The organism is Halobacillus hunanensis (assembly GCF_900166655.1).
Lineage (GTDB): Bacteria > Bacillota > Bacilli > Bacillales > Halobacillaceae > Halobacillus_A > Halobacillus_A hunanensis.
Map to the genome: position 1 here is coordinate 329964 of NZ_FVZB01000005.1, position 20135 is coordinate 350098.

The window sequence follows — 20135 nt, forward strand, 5'->3', positions numbered from 1 at the left end:
TCTACAATGGGAGAACCCATAGAGGATATCGATACGAATTTGATAAGGAGGGCATTTTATAATGGCTAAAGAAATTAAATTTAGTGAAGACGCACGCCGCGCCATGCTTCGTGGTGTAGATACATTGGCTGATGCCGTAAAAGTAACACTGGGACCAAAAGGACGTAACGTGGTTCTTGATAAGAAATTCGGTTCCCCGCTTATTACCAATGATGGGGTAACGATTGCAAAAGAAATCGAATTGGAAGATCACTTCGAAAATATGGGTGCACAGCTTGTATCCGAAGTTGCTTCTAAAACAAACGACGTAGCGGGTGACGGTACAACAACTGCAACTGTCCTAGCTCAGGCTATGATCCGTGAAGGGTTGAAAAACGTAACCTCTGGTGCTAATCCAGTCGGAATCCGCCGCGGAATTGAAAAAGCAGTAGAAGTTGCCACAGAAGAACTACGTAAAATCTCTAAGCCAATCGAAGGCCGTGAGTCTATCTCACAAGTAGCTTCTATTTCAGCTTCTGATGATGAAGTAGGTCAGCTAATCGCTGAAGCTATGGAACGCGTAGGTAACGATGGCGTTATTACAATTGAAGAATCTAAAGGGTTTAACACAGAACTAGAAGTGGTTGAAGGTATGCAATTCGACCGCGGTTATGCTTCTCCTTACATGGTCACAGACCAGGATAAGATGGAAGCTGTTCTTGAAGATCCTTACATCTTAATCACAGATAAGAAGATCAACAACATCCAGGAAGTTCTTCCTGTACTTGAACAAGTTGTTCAGCAGTCCAAGCCGCTTCTATTAATCTCTGAAGATGTAGAAGGTGAAGCTCTAGCAACACTTGTTGTGAACAAACTTCGCGGTACATTTAACGCTGTAGCAGTTAAAGCACCAGGCTTCGGTGATCGCCGTAAAGCGATGCTTGAAGACATTGCCGTGCTAACTGGCGGTCAAGTTATTACCGAAGATCTTGGTTTAGATCTGAAGAACACTACAATCGATCAGCTTGGACGTGCTTCCAAAGCCGTGATCACTAAAGAAAACACAACAATCGTTGAAGGGAACGGAAACCCAGAGCAAATCGCTTCCCGCGTAGCTCAAGTCCGTGCCCAGGCTGAAGAATCTACTTCAGAATTCGATAAAGAAAAACTACAAGAGCGCCTTGCTAAACTAGCTGGCGGAGTTGCTGTCATCAAAGTAGGTGCAGCTACAGAAACAGAATTGAAAGAGCGTAAACTACGCATCGAAGACGCCCTAAACTCTACTCGTGCAGCAGTAGAAGAAGGTATCGTTGCTGGTGGTGGTACAGCACTTGTAAATATCATCAAATCCGTTGAAGGTCTAGGCCTGAAAGACGACGAAGCTACAGGTGGAAGCATCGTACTGCGTGCCCTAGAAGAACCTGTACGCCAAATCGTACACAACGCTGGACTTGAAGGTTCAATCATTGTAGAACGTCTGAAAGGTGAAGCAGTAGGTACTGGCTTCAACGCAGCTTCTGGCGAATGGGTAAACATGGTTGAAAGCGGCATTGTTGACCCAACTAAAGTAACTCGTTCTGCTCTTCAAAACGCAGCATCTGTTGCGGCTATGTTCTTGACTACTGAAGCGGTCGTTGCTGATCTTCCTGAGGAAGACAACGGCGGTGGCGGCGGTATGCCAGACATGGGCGGCATGGGTGGTATGGGCGGCATGATGTAATCATGCACCCATAGCCCTTGATATCAAGGGTTTAGCTTCACTCCAATAGTCAGAATGACATACTTTTGACATACCTGGCGGGGAAAACACTATAAATCTAATGAGCCTCTCATAAGTTCACTGAACTTTTGGGAGGCTTTTTCTTCCATGTTTTCAGTAATGTGCGCGTATATATTCATGGTTGTGTTTATATCTCCATGACCTAATCGTTGTTGAATTTCTTTAACTCCTACTCCTGCTTCAATTAATAGAGAGGTGTGGGTGTGTCGCAAGGAGTGAGGGGTAAGTTCCTTATGGATACCACTAATTTTTAATAAACGTCTCATATGGGTGTTTACGGTCTTTAAAAACTCAGGGTATCCCAGGTTCTGAACTTCCTTAGCAAAGACAAAATCCAGTTGAGTATATTCGTTCTTCATTTTATCTATGAGATCATCTTGGTGTTCTTTGTGTCTTTTAAGGACCTCAATAACTCCAGCGTCCATTTTTAGCGTTCTGATCGATCCTTTAGTTTTGGGAGTCAGTAGTTGATACTCTTTTGTTCTATTATTGGGGTTGTAATACGTTTTTGTTACTCTTAAGGTTTTTTTATACATATCTATATCCGACCATTTTAAGGCGATCAACTCACCCACTCGTAACCCACTATAAGCAAGTGTCAAAAACATGGGGTAGTCTTTATCAATGCCACTTTCCTTAGCAGCATTAAGAAAACGAATAAGTTCTTCTTTTTCCATAAATTTAATTTCACCTTTACTGCTTTCTACCTCCTCAACGGTTTCCACTTTGCGTGGAATTTTTGCAAAGTCGCAAGGACTGTCCTTAATGATGTTAAACTCCACAGCTTTCCTGAAAACCATTCTACCTGTTGCATGAATACCATCTAGAGTATTAAACGCATAGCCTGCATTATGAAGCGAAGCAAGCATGGCTTGATACTGTTTACGCGTGATATCTTTTATTTTTTTATTTCCGAAGAACCTATTTAAGTGATCCAAGTTATGCTGTCTATTTCTCACAGAACTAACTTTAGCGGTATCACGATAAGTCTTAAGCCACTCTAAAGTAAATTCTTGAAAGGTAATATTTTGTTCTTGAACATATGTATTTTCAAATACTTCCTTTTCTACTTCAGCTGCGGCCATCTGAGCTTCTTTTTTTGTCTTGAACCCTCCTTTAGATGTGAATTTCTTTTTCCCAGTAGACGGATCTACTCCCGTATATATTTGGAAATACCATTTGTTACCTCTTTTCCGGAAATTAGCCATATTTATCCCTCCTTCCTTAGATTAATCAAATTAGACTTATCCGACGGTACAATTCGACTCTTAATTTTTTCTAAACGCTCAATACAAACTTTTCTTGGAATCATAAAGTCATGAGACAACTGATCGATAATAGTCGGATTGGAAAGGTTATAATCATTGATCATATGAGTGGGGAGCGAAGCATATAGAGTGAAGTGCTTGGCATCCCTTTCCTGAAGTTCATAAAAAGAATAAGGCATGAAAGATTGTCGACCTGCATGCCTCACAGCATGACAAAGCTCGTGAAAGAATTGCTCTCGTTGTTGTATATAAGGGAGGCGACTATCTAATACGATCTCTTGAAACTTCCCTACCCTCATGTAACTAGCTTGAGTAGGTCTACAAGTCACAAATATTTGGGACTCGGATCCAATGGTGTAAACATTTAAATCGTCCGGCTCTGTAAATTTGTGGCTTTTATACCATTGAGTTATTAGGTCTTCTAGAATTGTGGTTGTGTAGTAAGGAAATCTCAAACTAATCACCTTCCTTACAAGCATTATACGAACGTACGTTCTATTAATCAATAATTAATTACAAAAATTGTATTATTTTGGAGAGGGGTAAGTTTTACGATGTACAAAAGGTATTAAGGTAATAATGTCGAATTTTCTAGTAGGAGTGATGATAAGTGAGTAGGCATTGGAAGAAATTTTCTATTTATTTGATAAATAATTGCCAAAATTGTAGGTGTTTGGAATAATTAATAAAAAGATACTTTGCAATTTCAATGAAAAGTAAATATTGGGTTACTACACTCAGAGTCATCGTTTGTCCCTAAACTGGCTTTTTAGAAAGGAAGATTATGTGTCTGAAGAAAAAATACTATTAGATTTGAAAGATATTATAGATTATGTGAACGGAAAGAAACAAAAGGATAAATTAGAATTGTTAGCTAGTGTAACAGTGACTGGATTAATGCTTGTAAACCCGGTTGTTGGAGCTACGGCTTCTTCTGCATATACATTGTTAGGAGCAAGTGTTTCTAGCCAAATAAAAAGGATTTTCCATCGCTTAGATACTGAGACTAAAGAGGATCAAGCACTAGAAGCGTATGAGAAATGCAGAGTTACGGAAATCTTATTATCTAGGCTAGCTGTTAAACATACAATAGAAAATAATCTAAATGGAAAAGACATGCTGTTTGCACAATGGAAACTTACAAGATATGTCGAGGAAGAAGAGAAAAAGCGCATTAGTTGTTTAGATGAAGAACGTGAAAGTAGATTTATTCAAAGTTTTATTGAAGAGGGATCTTATAATAGAGAAAGCTATTGGGATGAATTACTTAACGCTATCCTTATAGCAATAGATGTATCTGGAGTAGAAACAACAACATTCAAACAGCAGATGTTAGAAGAAATAGAAAAAAAATATCAGGCATTCATTAATCAAGTATCATATGAATCTCAACTTTTCAAAAACTATATCCGAAACCTTGATAACGATAAAGAAGAAGTAATGCAAAAACTTAATGAGATAATGGAATTTATAAGTTTATATGGCAGCATGTATTGGACTATTAATGAAGTTGATCAATGGTTAAAGGAAAGTACTGATCCAACAATTAGTTTAGATTTTTTTAACTATGAAGAAAAATCCTTTGAGGAGCAGTTTATTCAGAAGTTAGAGAATGATGTTATTTACTTAAAGGGGAAAACACGAGAAGAAGTAGCTTTCTACACACTATTTATTATTAGGGATCAAGTGCCAAAAATTGAACAAGACACTTATATTATCGACTCAAAGGAACAGTGGGATAATCTTAGAGGGAAATGCAAAGGAAAGATATTAATTCCAAACTTTAATGCATCTGTTGTGCAGGTTATCCCTAATAATACCAATATTATTATTTATAGCGAAGAGGACTATGTGGGAAACAAACAGCCTATCGAATTAAATAAGAGAATTCTAAGTAATATGAGTAAAATGCTGCAAAATGAGATAGATGATATGGAATTAACTAACAAAATAGTTAATAAGTCTAATGGTCTTTATACTACTTTTAAGAGAATGGTGTTTAAAGGTAAGACTGGGTATCCAAAATGGGAAGCATATATTAATCGCTCTTTCATACCTGCGCTATTATTGGGAGGTTGGGTACAATCAGAATCTTTTGATGATAAAGAGATACTTTGCAAACTATCACAGTCCACTTATGATGAATATCTAAATTCAATCAACGACATAGTTGGAGGTGAAGATCCTTTTCTTCTAACATATAAAAACAACCGAGATAAAGTCTATAGGTTGGCTAACATAGAGGAAGCTTGGGAATTGAACTTTCAACTTTTGACCGAAGATGTAATGAATGTTTTCAAGCAATTAGTAGTAGACGTACTAACTGATGTTGATCCAGTTTATAGCTTACCAATAGAAGAACACTATAAAGGAAATATAATGAACAAAGGAACAAATTATTCTGAAACCATGAAAATGGGTATGATAAGGTCATTAATAATGTTAGCTAATATGGATGGTAAAGACAACTTTATGAGTATTGAATCAACACAAACTTGGGTGGATGAAACATTAAAACTAGTACTAGGTCAGGTTGATTCTCGTGAGAAATGGTTCGCAATATCGGAATTTATGCCAATGATCGCAGAAGCTTCACCTAAGATAACACTTACTGTACTGAATCAAGAAGCATCTAATCAAGAATCTGTTTTTTGGAATCTATTTGAAGAGAATAGTGATGGTTTCTGGGGGAGAAATTATTATACTCATATCTTGTGGGCATTGGAAAAATTATTATGCATAGAAGAAACTTCTCCAAAAGCTATAAAAGTGTTGGCTCTCCTTGCAGAAAGGGATATTAAATACTCTATTAGTAATAGTCCGATGTCGACATTGCATAACGCTTTATGTGCTTGGTTACATGACATTAATATATCTATTGATGAAAAGATACGGTTGGCGGATTATCTAGTTAAACAAAGCAATATTGGTTGGAAGTTGTTAGAGTTAATACTGCCAGATAGAACACTTGGTCAGACAATGATGAGTATGAGCAAGCCTCAATATAGGTTGTTTAAAATGAACTACAAGCTAACAAGTAGAAAAGAGGTTATAGACACTTATAAAGCTTATACCATGATTGCTATACAAGAAGCTAAGGATGACATCGACAAATGGGGAATTATTTTTGATAAGTTTTTCTTCTTTGAATTAGGGCTAGCAGATGATGTAATAATTGGAGTAACTAAGGCATTAGATCACTGTAGTATAGATATTAAAAAATATGCATTTAAAGAGAAAGTGCTTGATATATTGTATCGACATCGCTTTTACTCGGAATCTCATTGGGCAGTTAAGGAAGAATATCTTCTGAGAATAGAAAAAGAAGTCTATGAAGCAATACAATTTGAAAATACACTCTATAATTACCTGCATTTATTTACGACAGACAAACCGATCTCATTACATCCTGTTCCATACCGGGAAAAGGAATACGATTATATCAAGGAGCGAGAATTATTACGTCAATTGCGTGTTGCTGTTATGGAAGAAATACAAGAAAACCCTCAGGTAAGTATTTTGGAGTTATTACTGATGTTAAAAGAAGAGCATCAAAATGGGGCTGAAGCAATTGGTGAAATTATGGCAACTGAGTTCCATGGAAACAAGCTCGATATGGAATTTATGGATAGACTGTTAGAAGAGGGTTTGAAAGTAGCTTTTCTGTCTTATGTACGAACTATTTATATTAAGCAAGGATTGCAGATAATAAAAAATTCACTAGAAAAAACGGATGATAATCTGAAAGTTGATTTACTCAAAATAGCTGAAATAGATGAAGAATTAATAGCGTTGGTAGACAGTTGTGGACAAATGGTAACCAAAAAATACTGGGGGACTCTTCCAAGTTATATAGTGGATGGAAAAGATAAAACTATATGCTTTTTAATTTGGGGTAATTTGTTAAAATATAAGAATTACTCAACGGCCCTGATTATGCTAAATCGAAATTATTTCAACGATGTACCAAAACACCTTGAATTATTAGCGAAAATCTTAGAGGATCAGGAACACTATGATGTTTATCGTGACAAATATTATATCTGCAGAGCTTTCCAACATATTTATGAGTTAGACAATTTAACAGCGGAGCAACATACATTAGTTAGACAGTTAGAGTGGGCTTATTTTAGCATGTTAATAACTGAATTTAAACCAAAGTATTTATTGGAAGATTTAAAGAAAGACCCTACTTTATTAGCTGAATTAATTCGTTACGCCTTTAAATCAGAAGATGAATCAGAGAGACCTAAGGAACTAACTGAAAGTGAAGAAAAACTAGCAAAACAGGCATTTAGTATATTATTTGAATTGAAGTTTTGTCCTTGTGTAGATGAGGAAAAAAATATTTCGTTTGAAGAATTAAAAGAATGGACCGAACATTATTTAAAACTGATTGAAGAAAATAACCAACCTAATATAGGTAGGACTAAATTAGGAGAGTGTTTTTCTCAATCACCTGTAGGTACAGACGGGAACTTCCCCCATGAATCGGTAAGAAAAATCATTGAGGAAAATTATTCAGACGAAGTAAAGCGTGGCTTTGTAATTGGAGTAATGAATAGCCGAGGTGTTTACACTTTAACGGATGGAGAAAAAGAAAAACAACTGGCTATTGTATATGAAAGATATTCTAAGGCGATAAGAATAGAATACCCATTCATGGCAGATGCCTTAAAGGAACTGGCAGATGATTATTCTAGACAGGCTGACGCAGATAGAGAGAGAGCCACTTATGACTTATAAGGGCGAAACATTAGAATTCCAAAAAAGTGAAAGGTTAGGAAGAGGGGGGAATGGTGAGGTACACGAAATTGTTTGTATTCCACCCTCTGCTAATCGTTTAGTGGTAAAATTTCTCACCTATTCTTCAAGAAACTTCGAGAAAAAATTCACCCGGTTTAAACATGAAGTACTTACAGTTCAACGCCTTTATAGTAGATGCGAAGGATTATTGCCAATTATAGACTATTACTTACCTGATGTGGTGCCTGAAAGAGGTAATCCGGCTTGGTTTGTCATGCCTTTTGCGAGACGGTTTAAAGATCATATATTTGGAAATCAATTAAATATTATGCAAAAAATGAAGTTAGTTAAGGATATAGGGAGGATTTTAAGGCGAATTCATAATGAAGGTTATTCCCATCGTGATATCAAACTAGATAATTTGTTGATTTATAATGATAGTGTAGTATTAAGCGATTTCGGATTAGTTAGTCATGAGGATTATGATCGTCTAACAGGAGTGAACGAGCGAGTAGGACCTTGGAATACAATTGCTCCAGAAATGCAGAGGGAGGCTAGAGAAATAACAGATGCTCGACCAGCAGATGTTTATTCTTTTGCGAAATTAATATGGATTATATTAATGGAAGATGAAAATTGCTTTGAGGGACAATATGGAAAAGAAAAGGTTTTTGCATTAAATGATCATCACTTTGCTGTTGACTCAATAGAGTGTATTGAACAGTTACTTATAGATTCCACGAATGATGACCCAGGTCAGAGACCAATAATTTTAGAGGTTCTGAACTATATAGATCAGTGGGAGCGAGTCAATTCAGATGAAGAGTTATTGAAGCAAGAGAAGAGAATGGTTGCAGAAGAAACTATTAGACGCACTTTAAGGCCAGAAAGCACAATTTTCACAGAGTTTGAAGCTATTTTAGATATTATAAAAAGGATTATTGAATCGTATGTGTTGAGAAGCCGCCAGTTTAATGATTTATCACTAAAAATATGTAAGCCATCCCAGGTTTCAGGATGTTTGGAGATAGGAGATGGAAGAACTACTTATATCTTTAAACCAAAAAAAATCACATTAGAAACAAAGCCAGATACACATTATATTCTAGAAATCGAGGATATTTTAGATGAAGAAATTCGAGGGATAGAAGATGAGGTAATAATGTCAGAAGATGTTACAGCCTTGGATTTACTAGCAGCTACTTCGGAAGTTCCATTACCCAAAATTGTTCTCCATGCAGAAGAGAAAATAGTATTTAAAGGTAACTAATGTGTAAATAAAATTGACTGAGCTAAACTTCTATAATTATCTTTATATAAATAGAGAGTGTGATAAGACAAAAAAAATTTTAGACAATTCCATTTTCAAAAGCAGAGAACTTTGTACCCTAAGTTTCTCTGCTTTTTTGATTATCTATTCTTCTAGCTCTTTAGATTTTTTCACTAAATACTCAAAATAACTTTCCAATTCCATTATTTGCTCTGGACTCATTGACTTCCACTTTTCCAAGTCAAAAAAAGCTGCATCTTCGATTCCGTATCGGTCCATCAATTTATTTACTTCTTTTATGGAATCAAAGTAGGAATTTTAGTTTCTCTTTCATAAGCTGTGTAAGTTGTTCGAGCCACTCCAATTTGCTTGGTAATATAATCCTGAGTCCAGTTTGGATTTTCCTCTTTTTTTTTGTCGGCATCTTTTCAGCCTATCTGAAAAATTCATGTTATTCCACCATGCTTTTCACTAGACTATAGTGTGTTATGTATCCATTATAAAAATGTTTCTCAAAGTAACTTAAAATTCGTGCCTAACCCCCACTGTATTAAAGTATGAGCGTAGTGTGGAGGTCAAGGCACGTGTAGACGTCAAGTTGAATTTTACACTTTTTGCTCGTTTCCCTTTTACACTTCTGCTTAAAAGATGCTTTTTCTGTTTTTCATACGATAACTTTCCTCATTCTCTCCGCCCTGTATAACTTCCACACGATGGAGTAAACGATCTAAAATCGCTGTCGTAATCCCCTGATCACCAATCAGATTCCCCCATTCCTCTGGACTTTTATTTGAGGTTAAGATGATCGAACTTCGTTCGTATAAATGGTTAATCAAATGGAAAAACAGATTTGCCTCTCGCTGATCCATCGCCATGTACATCAAATCATCAATAATCACAAGGTCAGCGTTTCTCATTCGTTTCAGTTGTACCTTTGATTTGTTCAGATATTCTTCCGTCTTTAAGAGCTGTACAAGCTCACCCATTGTAGCGAAGTAAACGTTGAATCCTCTGGAAACAGCTTCGAGACCCAGTCCAATTGCGATGTACGTTTTCCCAATGCCAGGTGGCCCAAGAATAATTAGGTTATACTGCTGTTCCAGCCAGCTTAATTCTCTGAGTTGTGTTAGCTGGCGGGCAGTCAGCACGTTTTGACCATTCAGTTCAAACTCATCTAATGACTTCACGAAAGGGAATCGTGCCCATTTCATTCTTTTTTCAAAGCTTTTGGCTTCCCGTTTTGCTAGTTCATATCGCGTAATAGATTCTAAGAATTCTAAGTAGGTCCATGAAGATTTTTCAGCTTCGCGAAGAAGCTGTGGAAGCTCCTCCGCAGTTTCTGATAGACGTAACTGACGAAATTGATCTTGTAATTCATTCACGGTCTTCTTCATCATGATAGACCTCCTAATATGCTGGTATAAGCATTTATAGAACGGGTAGAGGTCTTAATGTGACTATATTTTGCGGGATAGGTATAAAAGGATTTTGCCTCTTTTACCGGCTCATGAGGCAATCTATTAATGTGCTTGGCCATATCACGAAAGTCATTTGCACTAAACAGCTTTTCTCTCATACACTTGGTCAATACGGTCTCGATTACCGTTGGATACTGTTTGATGACCTGATGAATGATCGCAAACTGGTCTCGACGATACCTTGGGTATCTTTGGCTGATCTCATCAAAGTAACCAGATGCCTGTGTTTGATTTTCAAAAAAGGAGATCAAACGTCGTTTAAACTCTTCAACACCTTTGGATCGATCACGGATATGATTGCGATTTTGAATGAGTTTCCCTTTTTCTAAGCTGATAACGTGTTCCGCAATGATTTCACTTTCTGCTTCTTTTCGAATCTCGAGCGTCGGTGGTTCTTCACCTGTAACTTCAATCAAAACATGGTTATCAGCGTTTGTTTGATAAGTCCCGAGAGGGACGGAATATCGATTGGACTTATACCGGATTGTATTGTCCTTGCTTACACTTCTTGTTATACTTTGATTATTGGTACTTTCATATGAAAGTAGGGAAGAGACTGGCTTTAAGTGTTGCTTTTCGACGAGAAACACTTCAGCTGGTCTTTTTTTTGTTGTCTGATGAACCTGATAATTTCCGGTACGCATTAGCCATTGTAGCGCCCGCTGATTCCAATCCTCTATATCACTGAACACTCGACTGTCTGCGAAGTTACCCTTTATGTACTTCACTACATTTTCAATCATACCTTTAGACTCCGGATCAGCTCTTCTGCACAAATGAACCTTGAACTTACGTTCATTCACATAACTTTGAAACTCAGCTGTTAAAAGCAGCTGTCCTGCATTTTCACTTACCGTAATTAAGTGATCCTGATCGTATACGATTTCTTCTGTGCGTCCTCCGTAGAATTGAAATGCATTTTCATGACATCGGATCGCATCTCTCGTGGTAAATGGCCGTGTTTGCCATTCCATATACTTCTGTCTGGAGTGAGCGAGGACAAACGCAATGAAATACAACTTGATCTCTTTGCTCTCCGTTGTCTTCTGTTTTGTTTCACCCCAGTCTACCTGAAGTTGTTTCCCCATTGGTTGTTCAGGTATTGCTTCGTATTGGCGAACCGTTACCTTCTTCTCAATCTGGTAGAATTCCCTGATATCTTTAACATATGATCTCACCGTACTTCCACCGACCGCCAGGTTCGGGTATCTCTCTAGAAGCCAATCATGTATTTGTGCAGCACTCAAGTGAGGGTATTCTTCTAACCAGGCAAGGATCCAGTCTTTGTAGCTGTCTAATTTCTTTTTCTTCCCAATAGGCAGTTCTGTATAAGCTTTTGCTTCATCAAAAGTCATCTCTAAATATTTATAGACAGTTGGTCTTGAGATCTTAAGCTCCTTAGCGATTTGTGCTACTTTAAACTTCCGTTTATATAGGTCCTTAATTTTTAAATACAACACTAATTTCTCCTCCAAAATCCTAACCCCCAGTAAAATAACGTCACCAACTATTTTACTAAAGTATTAGGTTGATAGAGCAAAAGTGTAAAATCCTATCAAGCGAAAACTGTCAACTTTATTCTAGCGTTTACAGCACGAAATAAGTTTAGCCCAGACAGTTTGTTTTTTGCACTCATCTTAACTTATTATTTATATCAGAGAACATATATCTAGCAAGTAAATTAGACGGCTTATTACCTTCTTTATGGAAAATCTTCATATTTCCAAACCCTAAGAAAGATTGCTTCGCTCTTGACACTGCAACATTTAGCATGTTGACACCTTTATCAAAAAAGAAACTATTATTGCTAGAATATACAGAAGAAAAGATGATAACATCCCTCTCAGCGCCTTGTAAGGAATGGACAGTTCCTACAACAACATTCTTATAATTGTTGCCTAATGCTTTTTTTATAGCTAGTAGATCATCTACACTTAGTTGGACAGTTTCGTTAAGGTCCGATACACTTTACTAAATATAACAATCGAGGAGAGCGTATTATGACCAAACGAACCCGTCGGACTTTTACCGATGAATTTAAGAAACAGATTGTTCAGCTTTACGAGAATGGAAAACCCCGAAAAGATATTATCCAGGAGTATGAGCTGACATCTTCCTCATTTGATCGGTGGATCAGTCAATACAAGCAATCAGGTTCATTCAAAGAAGAGGATAACCGCACACCGGAACAAAAAGAGTTGATCAAGTTACGTAAGGAGAACCAGCGTCTGAATATGGAAAACGACATTTTAAAGCAAGCGGCGCTGATCATGGGACGAAAGTAGATGTGATACGGAATAATCGTCACAAATACTCGGTATCAGCAATGTGTGCTGTCCTACAACTTCCTAAAAGTACGTTTTACTATGAAGCAAAAGAAAGAGATACGTCTGAAGAAGAAAAGCTGACACATTTAATTGTCGAGATCTTTCATGAAAGCCGGCAGAATTATGGTACACGAAAAATCAAACATGAACTTCATAAGAAGGGCCATCAGGTCTCTCGTCGCAGAATTGGTCGAATCATGGAGGAACAAGGGCTTGTCTCCAAATACACTGTAGCTCAATTCAAGCCGATGAAAACCCCGTGCAACGAGTCGGAACAGGGAAACACATTGAACCGTCAATTCTCCCAGGACCAGGCTCGCAAAGTCGTGGTGAGTGATCTGACCTATGTTCGGGTGCATTCCACATGGCATTATATTTGTACAATTTTGGACCTATATAACCGCGAAATTATAGGCTATAGTTCAGGGCCTCGAAAAGATGCCGCCTTGGTTCAGAAAGCCTTCGCTTCGATTGATGGTAACCTTCATGAATTAGAACTTTTTCATACAGATCGTGGAAATGAATTTAAAAACCAAGCCATTGGAGAGTTACTTGAAACCTTTAGAATTGATCGTTCTTTAAGCATGAAGGGCTGCCCTTATGATAATGCGGTCGCTGAAGCTACATATAAGGTGATTAAGACAGAGTTTGTCTTTGGAGAAACATTCGTAAGCCAGAAACAATTGGACCTGGCCTTATTTGATTATGTCCACTGGTATAATCACATCCGAATTCACGGCACCCTAGGCTATCTCAGCCCAATCGAATTCAAGAGGAAACACCTTAACAAGATTGTCTAGATTTGTGTTGACATTCCAGTACCTAAGGATGTGACTTATGGATACAAAAACTTTAAATAAAATAAATGAAATTACATCTGTTGGGGAATGGAAAGAAGTTAAAGGTTACCCGAATTACATGGTAAGTACAAACGGCGAGGTATTAAGTAAAACTAAGGGTGTCATATTAAAACACTATATTAACGGTGGAGGATACAAGGTTGTAAGCTTAAGAAGTAATGGAAGACCTAAACAGTTCTTAGTCCATCGGCTGGTCGCAATAGCCTTCATATCGAATCCTGATAATAAACCAGTGGTCAACCATATCGATTCTGATCGAGGGAATCCCAAAAAAGGCAATTTGGAATGGGTTACGCACAAAGCAAATTCGGAACATATGGTAAACAGTTTTCGCAGTCCGGATCAAACAATGACTATATTGTTTGATAAGAGGGGGGAGGAGATATGTGTTTTTCCTTCGGAAAGGCGATGTTTACATTACGTATATAAACATTTTCGATTGGAACATGGATACGATGAGGGCGAGGAAATTGTCGGCGACGATATAGAGATATACAGGGAGTTGTCTGCTGTATTAAGAGATGGAATAGTGGCTAAACGTGTAAAACTTAATTTCTAAGAAAACAGTACAGTAAAAGCAAGGACTTCCGATAAGTGAAGTTCCCTGCTTTTATTTATTTTCTTTTTCCTCAAGATCTTTAGACTTTTTCACTAAATATTGAAAGTAACTTTCCAGTTCCCTTATCTGCTCTGGACTCATTGATTTCCACTTTTCTATGTCAAAAAAAGCTGCATCTTCGATACCATATTGGTCCATCAATTTGTTCACTTCTTTTATGGAATCAAATTCATTGCTTTTATCAACTTGATAATCTGAAATATCTGATCGGCCCAAAAGGTAATCAGTGGATACATCGAAAAGATCAGCTATCTTGTTCACAGTATCTAAAGTAGGAATTTTAGTTCCTCTTTCATACGCAGTGTAAGTTGTTCGCGCCACTCCAATTAGCGTTGTATTTACAATTAGGAAGATTATGAAAGGAGAAAATGATCGTTACATTCTAAAGGAGTATTTGCCGAACTTCCCCTTCCGCAAAGTCCTTCAATCGCAAATCCCCAACTTAGATAACCACGCTAAAAGCTTTTTACTTAGCAAACTTACTGACATTGAATCAGGGAAGTACGATACTTATAATTTGTTTGCTCAGAGGCTATATGCAACTGAGAAATATATCAATAGAAAGCTCACCTAAATGGTGGGCTTTTATTTTATAACTGGTTAAAGATGGAACAGATCTCTTTACTCGATTATTACATTTAAGGGCAGTTATCTTGAATACTAAGTTTCGAGATAATTGTGGTAAAATGTGGATTAAGATAGTCTTTTTAACATGATAAGGGGGTTTTTACTTAATGGTAGATATACCTGGTGTTTGCGATAGCTGTAGTTATTTTTTTCGAAGTGGTATCGGTGGTAGTGGTAACAGTATCTTACATCTTGAAGGCAATATAGTGGGTCCTTGTCCGAAGTGTGGTTCAATGGGTCATATTCCTGATGGAGTATATCGGTTGACTACAGATGCTATAGAAATTCTCAGCGCTACTGATAAATCAATAGAAGAACTCAGACTATTTGCTAATATCCTTCGCAATTTTAGGGAAGAAAGAATTGATATTCAGGGATTGAAAGAAGAAACGGAAAAAAATGCGCCAAATTTGTTATCAGTTCTAGAGTTGATTTTACCAAAAAACAGAAATGAAAAAAGAGAAAATCTATTTTTCTCTGTGCAAATGATTATAGCGACCATTACACTTTTAGTCTCTATGCAAACTCAAAAAAATGATCCGGATCCTGCAGTGAATATAGAAGGCGACCAAATAATCAATCAGTTTTATATTGAGGAGGAGCAATACAATAAACTACAACTAATTAAATCTGAGAAAATTCCAAGAAATTCTCCGTGTTATTGTGGTAGTGGATTAAAATTTAAGAAGTGCCATGGTCTGTAGTGATAGGAATAAATGAATTCATTGAACGAAGTTTTTGATCAACTGGGAGAGCTGCTCTTGATTTTGTTCATATAGACGATAACCTAACGCCCCTACCACTGTACCTGAAACGAATCCCATCATGAAATCTTTGTTTACCATAATATAAAACCTCCTGTAAGAATTTTAATTTTGTAAAACCAATTTGTTTTTACTAGTTTCATTCAATAGCTCCAATACATTGACCGCCCATGTCACCATAGCCACTTGCAGGATGTTTCCGGCTCCCATTGACAGCATGCTGAAGATTCCTGTAATAACATCCGGATGCCTGAATTTGTTTTCCCCGTGGGAGAGGACTGTGTATGCATTCGAGATAACTACAGCGTAATCAAGCATGCTCGTGAACCCGTCAGGCTCAGCCAATAAAGGAGGCTAATATTGACGTGGAAGGTAAAGAGGTGAAATTAATAGATCTTCCGTTGAAAGCCGACAATATGTTACATCATATTGACGATAAGAGGAAGTGCGAGTATGTAGTGGGAGTTGAGTGGATTGCGACCGTTCCAATTGAGAAAGCTTTTTGGGTGAAGGGATTGAAAGTAAACCAGAACAGTGCATTTAAACTACGTAGTCAATACACCATTGATAAAGTAGAAGAAATCTTTTGTATTCAATCATAATGGCAAAGAGGCGTGTGGATGTTTTAGCCATCATGCCTCTTTTGTTATTCAAAACAAGGCTGAATTATAAATGCAAAGAACTTCATCAAAAGGAGAGTTATTTTCGTAAGGACAGCTTTTTGTTTTTATAATGATTCGTAAAAGTACATTGTTTTAAGTAATCTATCAGGATATTTTTCCCGTGATATACTGGTAATTAAGGATAAAACTCCAAGAATAAAAGGAGCTGAATGGTGTGGATAATTTAAAACGATCGGTTATTAAAGAGGTTGATTACCGTGATATTGCTTTCAAAAGATACCTGGCTTTCAAGGAAACACCGGCATATGAGGAAGGGTATAAGTTTCAAATCCTATCAGACCTTAATGAATACTTACAAGCAAATCCTATTACTCCTGAGTCGGTCGGGGATATGGCAAGAAAGCTGCAGAAGGATAATCCAACTACCGGGAGTTTCGTACATTGGAGCAATACGGACGATTTGGCTAAGTTTGCGGAAGCGGAGCCGGAAGAGGTAGCTTTTTTATGGAAACAACTCTATGATTCTTCTATTTCTATGGAGGAACGCATCTCCCAGTTCAGGGAAAAAGGTAAAGCTTTTAATCCAACTATTTCTTTAGGGGCACCGTTATTTGGTTATTTGCTTGCTGCTTATGATTACACCTTTTATTCATTATATAAAGAGGAGGTATATAAGGATCTGAAAAGGGCGTATGGGATTGATACTAAGTTTGGGACTGTCAGTAAAAATTACGCCGAGTACATATCGTTTGCGAAAGACGTACTAGTGCATCTTCAAAGAACATATCCAGATTTAACGATGCTTGATGTACAGGACTTTTTCTTTTGCAGCACCCAATATGACAAAATTATAGTAGAAAGTGCAGTTGAATACCTTTATGGACTTGCACAGGAATTGAACAATTTTCGAGAAGATCCTTCTTTGCTATTAGACTCTATAAAAAATATGGATAATGATTCACTAGAAGATTTGAAAAAGATATACCGAAACTCGGAAAAAGTAAACAAGATTAAGGTGTTATTGGTAGAAGAAATTCTGGATGGTAAGGATGTAACAATTGACGACTTAGAACGAATCAAAGCAGAAGTAAAGGTGCAGTATGACACAAACATCCTTCATTCTTGGACAAATTTCACAATTATGTTCCAATTATTCTTTTACCATAAGAAACAAAAGGTGAGAGAAGAGCTTAAGAAGATTCATGAGACTATTACACAATTAGATGAACTGCAGAATTTTAGTTTCACCAAGGGGAAAACGCTAAATGACTTCAGCTGGAATCAAAACTTCGGAGGGTCGGAAGCTTGGTTGGCGGCATATGAAGATAAGTATACTTCCCATCGAACTGCTCCTCAATTGTTCCTTAGAGTTTACGAGGAAGGTATTGATTATGGATCCATGTATGGTTCTGAGCACGCCTACCATGGTGAGAATGATATCGACCATATTAAGGAGATAACTCAGTTTGCTTTTGAACAGTTCCGCCAGAAGATGATAGAAACGTCGTTTTTTTTACGAAGTATTAAAGAAAGTGAGGCCAACGTTAGTAAAGAAGTATGGATCGGATTGCTTGAAGATAAGGAAACATTTAAGGAGAAGGATAAAGAATACTTATTCACATTATATGAATTTGGAGGGGCAGCATCAAATAAAGAGTTGACGGAAAAGCTTGGAGTGCATTCCACTTCTTTATATACTCATGCACTTGCCTTGGCAAAACGAATCCAGCATAAAATAGGTTTGCTTGTAAACCCTGAGGAAGGCGATGAGTCCAGCTATTTAAATATATTATTTGATCAAGAAAACCTGCAAGACGGGTGGAGATTGAAAGAAGAGTTGAAAGAAGCTATCTCAGATCAATATGTTCCACCTATAGAGAAGGAACCTTACTCAAAAGTAAATTTTCTTCAGGAAGTTTTTATGAAGGAAAAAGAATACGATAATCTAACGAACTTGCTCCAATATAAGAAAAACATTATTCTGCAAGGACCTCCAGGTGTCGGGAAGACGTTTGTGTCGAAGCGGCTGGCATATTCCCTAATGGGGAAAGAAGATGACACAAAAGTTGAAATGGTTCAGTTCCACCAGACATATGCCTATGAAGACTTTGTGATGGGCTACCGTCCAGAAGATAATGGTTTCAGTTTAAAGAACGGGATTTTTTATGAATTCTGTAAACGGGCGGAAGAGAATCCTGAAAAGGATTATTATTTTATTATTGATGAAATCAATAGAGGTAATTTATCCAAGATATTCGGGGAATTGTTCATGTTGATTGAACGAGATAAGCGTGAAGAATATGTCACGATGAGTTACTCCAAGGAAAAGTTCACCGTTCCGGGCAACGTCTATCTGATTGGTACGATGAATACAGCTGACCGCTCCTTAGCCCAACTGGAGGTTGCGCTTCGGAGACGCTTTGCATTTTTCACCCTGGAACCTTCTTTTAATCATAAATGGGAGTATTTCATGAAAACGAAAGGATTAAGTGATGAAATGATCGACCGCGTATTAGTGGCTGTACAAAAAATCAATAGAAAAATTCGTGAGGACTTCCAGTTAGGTAGAGGGTATGAAATTGGACACTCGTTTTTCACGACATCGCTGCAAGGAATCGAGGAGCGGGCATGGTTTGACACTATCATTCAATTTGAAATTAAACCATTATTAGAAGAATACTTTTTCGATCGTCCTGAAGAAGTGGACGAACTGTTAGAAGGTATTTGAGATGGAAACGGAATTTAAAGTTCCAATTCGCAATTTGTTTTGTCTTCTGAGTTATACCAATAATATGCCTGAATTAATCGACAACATGAGCGATGTTGATGAAGAATTAATCAATTATGACTTTTTGGCGAAGCGTTTCAATCGTGAAGCAAAATGCTTATTAAGAAGGGGATTGATAAAAGATTATGTGAGAAGGATTGAAGAGACGAATAGGCTGGGTGGCCGAATGATGGTAGGAGAGTCGATGTCCTATATATTAGAGAAAAAACCTTTGGTAGTCTGCGAGAAAGACGAGTATTCACGCGATATTTTGCTGAATCAGATTATGAAGGTTGCATTGGAAGGCATCTATGGAAACCGGCTTATTCGGAAAGAGACACGAAAAGAAAGCTACCTTCTTTGTGAGCAGCTGCCTGATGTTTCAACGATTCACTTAAAAAGAGAAACATTCGTCCGTTTACATTTAAACCGTTTAAATCAACACTATAAGCCGATGATCCATATCGCTCGACTGCTGCATGAACTGAAGCTTCTATCCCATAAAAGTGGAGAGTGGACTCTCTTCAACGCTAAATTAGAAGGCACAGCCATGAACCGGCTATTTGAAGAATTCCTGCTTCGCTTTTATCAAATAGAACAGAGTCAGTACTGTGTCCAATCAGAAAGATTGAAGTGGAAGCTGGAAGGAGACCAGACCTTCCTGCCTGGAATGAAAACGGATGTTTCGATGACGAATAAAAATAGCCAGGACAAAATCATTATTGATGCTAAGTTCTATAAGCATATGTTCCAGCAAAACTTTGATAAGGCTTCCTTTCACAGCTATAATATGTATCAAATGTTTACCTATTTAATGCACCACCCAAAAGATCTTAATCTAAGAGGGATATTAATATATCCGTACAACGGCTACTTAGTGAATGAATCATATCGCTGGAACGAGAACATTACTATGGAGGTAATCAGTATTAACTTAAATGATTCCTGGCTTGAGATTTATGGAACACTAAAACGACTAATATGTAATTTATGTAATGAATAAATTAAGGACCGAGATAATTCTCGG

The 20135-nt window shown here is 37.3% G+C and carries 18 protein-coding genes; 9 read left to right on the forward strand and 9 right to left on the reverse strand.

The annotated features are described in order from the left end of the window. Positions 1 to 61 precede the first annotated feature (61 nt). Positions 62 to 1699: a chaperonin GroEL gene (gene groL, locus B5354_RS02695; protein WP_079525679.1), complete on the forward strand. Its 1638-nt coding sequence runs from the start codon at positions 62 to 64 to the stop codon at positions 1697 to 1699. 89 nt (positions 1700 to 1788) lie between these two features. On the opposite strand, the gene B5354_RS02700 is transcribed toward groL, so the two are convergent. Together B5354_RS02700 and B5354_RS02705 are read right to left on the reverse strand one after the other, a co-directional pair. Beyond that, entirely contained in the window at positions 1789 to 2967 is a 1179-nt protein-coding gene (locus tag B5354_RS02700) for a site-specific integrase (RefSeq protein WP_079525681.1), read from the reverse strand. 2 nt (positions 2968 to 2969) lie between these two features. Beyond that, a complete protein-coding gene (locus B5354_RS02705) occupies positions 2970 to 3506 on the reverse strand; it encodes an ImmA/IrrE family metallo-endopeptidase (RefSeq protein ID WP_342742957.1) in 537 nt (178 codons plus the stop codon). Between the two features lie 307 nt (positions 3507 to 3813). Here B5354_RS02705 and B5354_RS02710 point away from each other — a divergent pair, with 307 nt between their 5' ends. Together B5354_RS02710 and B5354_RS02715 are read left to right on the forward strand one after the other, a co-directional pair. Beyond that, positions 3814 to 7773, forward strand: coding sequence for a hypothetical protein (locus tag B5354_RS02710; protein WP_079525685.1), 3960 nt, complete (start codon positions 3814 to 3816; stop codon positions 7771 to 7773). Next, a complete protein-coding gene (locus B5354_RS02715; RefSeq protein WP_176142389.1) occupies positions 7763 to 9043 on the forward strand; it encodes a protein kinase family protein in 1281 nt (426 codons plus the stop codon). The genes B5354_RS02710 and B5354_RS02715 overlap by 11 nt, the downstream gene beginning before the upstream one ends. Positions 9044 to 9187: 144 nt before the next feature. On the opposite strand, the gene B5354_RS20830 is transcribed toward B5354_RS02715, so the two are convergent. The 4 genes from B5354_RS20830 to B5354_RS21020 form a co-directional block, all read right to left on the reverse strand. Further along, on the reverse strand, positions 9188 to 9322 hold the full coding sequence (locus tag B5354_RS20830) for a hypothetical protein (RefSeq protein WP_281252718.1): 135 nt from the start codon (positions 9320 to 9322) through the stop codon (positions 9188 to 9190). Between the two features lie 362 nt (positions 9323 to 9684). Continuing rightward, the gene (istB, locus tag B5354_RS02725; RefSeq protein ID WP_079526737.1) at positions 9685 to 10437 is read right to left on the reverse strand and encodes an IS21-like element helper ATPase IstB; all 753 of its coding nucleotides are present in this window, start codon (positions 10435 to 10437) and stop codon (positions 9685 to 9687) included. After that, positions 10437 to 11981 (reverse strand): IS21 family transposase, encoded by a 1545-nt coding sequence (gene istA, locus B5354_RS02730; RefSeq protein WP_079526739.1) that lies wholly within the window; start codon positions 11979 to 11981, stop codon positions 10437 to 10439. The genes istB and istA overlap by 1 nt, the downstream gene beginning before the upstream one ends. Before the next feature lie 172 nt (positions 11982 to 12153). Next, positions 12154 to 12435 carry an AAA domain-containing protein gene (locus tag B5354_RS21020; protein WP_079525689.1) on the reverse strand — a complete coding sequence of 94 codons (282 nt, stop codon included), beginning with the start codon at positions 12433 to 12435 and terminating at the stop codon, positions 12154 to 12156. 86 nt (positions 12436 to 12521) lie between these two features. Between B5354_RS21020 and B5354_RS02740 the strand changes: the two genes are divergently transcribed. Beyond that, a protein-coding gene (locus B5354_RS02740; RefSeq protein ID WP_139377038.1) for an IS3 family transposase occupies positions 12522 to 13648 on the forward strand; the annotation gives its coding sequence in 2 pieces (ribosomal slippage) (positions 12522 to 12771 and positions 12771 to 13648; 1128 coding nt in all). Positions 13649 to 13685: 37 nt separating this feature from the next. Then, on the forward strand, positions 13686 to 14267 hold the full coding sequence (locus B5354_RS02745; RefSeq protein ID WP_079525691.1) for an NUMOD4 domain-containing protein: 582 nt from the start codon (positions 13686 to 13688) through the stop codon (positions 14265 to 14267). Positions 14268 to 14318: 51 nt separating this feature from the next. On the opposite strand, the gene B5354_RS02750 is transcribed toward B5354_RS02745, so the two are convergent. Next, entirely contained in the window at positions 14319 to 14648 is a 330-nt protein-coding gene (locus B5354_RS02750) for a helix-turn-helix domain-containing protein (RefSeq protein WP_245804691.1), read from the reverse strand. Positions 14649 to 15061: 413 nt separating this feature from the next. Here B5354_RS02750 and B5354_RS02760 point away from each other — a divergent pair, with 413 nt between their 5' ends. Continuing rightward, a complete protein-coding gene (locus B5354_RS02760; RefSeq protein WP_079525697.1) occupies positions 15062 to 15658 on the forward strand; it encodes an SEC-C metal-binding domain-containing protein in 597 nt (198 codons plus the stop codon). A gap of 18 nt (positions 15659 to 15676) precedes the next feature. Here the strand turns inward: B5354_RS02760 and B5354_RS20835 are convergent, their stop codons facing one another. Both B5354_RS20835 and B5354_RS20175 read right to left on the reverse strand, forming a co-directional pair. Beyond that, entirely contained in the window at positions 15677 to 15799 is a 123-nt protein-coding gene (locus B5354_RS20835; RefSeq protein WP_281252719.1) for a hypothetical protein, read from the reverse strand. A 24-nt stretch (positions 15800 to 15823) separates the two neighbouring features. Further along, a complete protein-coding gene (locus B5354_RS20175) occupies positions 15824 to 16036 on the reverse strand; it encodes a hypothetical protein (protein ID WP_139377039.1) in 213 nt (70 codons plus the stop codon). A 47-nt stretch (positions 16037 to 16083) separates the two neighbouring features. Between B5354_RS20175 and B5354_RS02765 the strand changes: the two genes are divergently transcribed. From B5354_RS02765 to B5354_RS02775, 3 genes are all read left to right on the forward strand, one after another. Then, complete coding sequence (locus B5354_RS02765) at positions 16084 to 16320, forward strand: hypothetical protein (RefSeq protein WP_079525699.1); 237 nt, start codon at positions 16084 to 16086, stop codon at positions 16318 to 16320. Positions 16321 to 16555: 235 nt separating this feature from the next. After that, on the forward strand, positions 16556 to 19069 hold the full coding sequence (locus B5354_RS20180; protein ID WP_139377040.1) for an AAA family ATPase: 2514 nt from the start codon (positions 16556 to 16558) through the stop codon (positions 19067 to 19069). A gap of 1 nt (position 19070) precedes the next feature. Continuing rightward, the gene (locus tag B5354_RS02775; RefSeq protein ID WP_079525701.1) at positions 19071 to 20111 is read left to right on the forward strand and encodes an McrC family protein; all 1041 of its coding nucleotides are present in this window, start codon (positions 19071 to 19073) and stop codon (positions 20109 to 20111) included. Positions 20112 to 20135 lie beyond the last annotated feature (24 nt).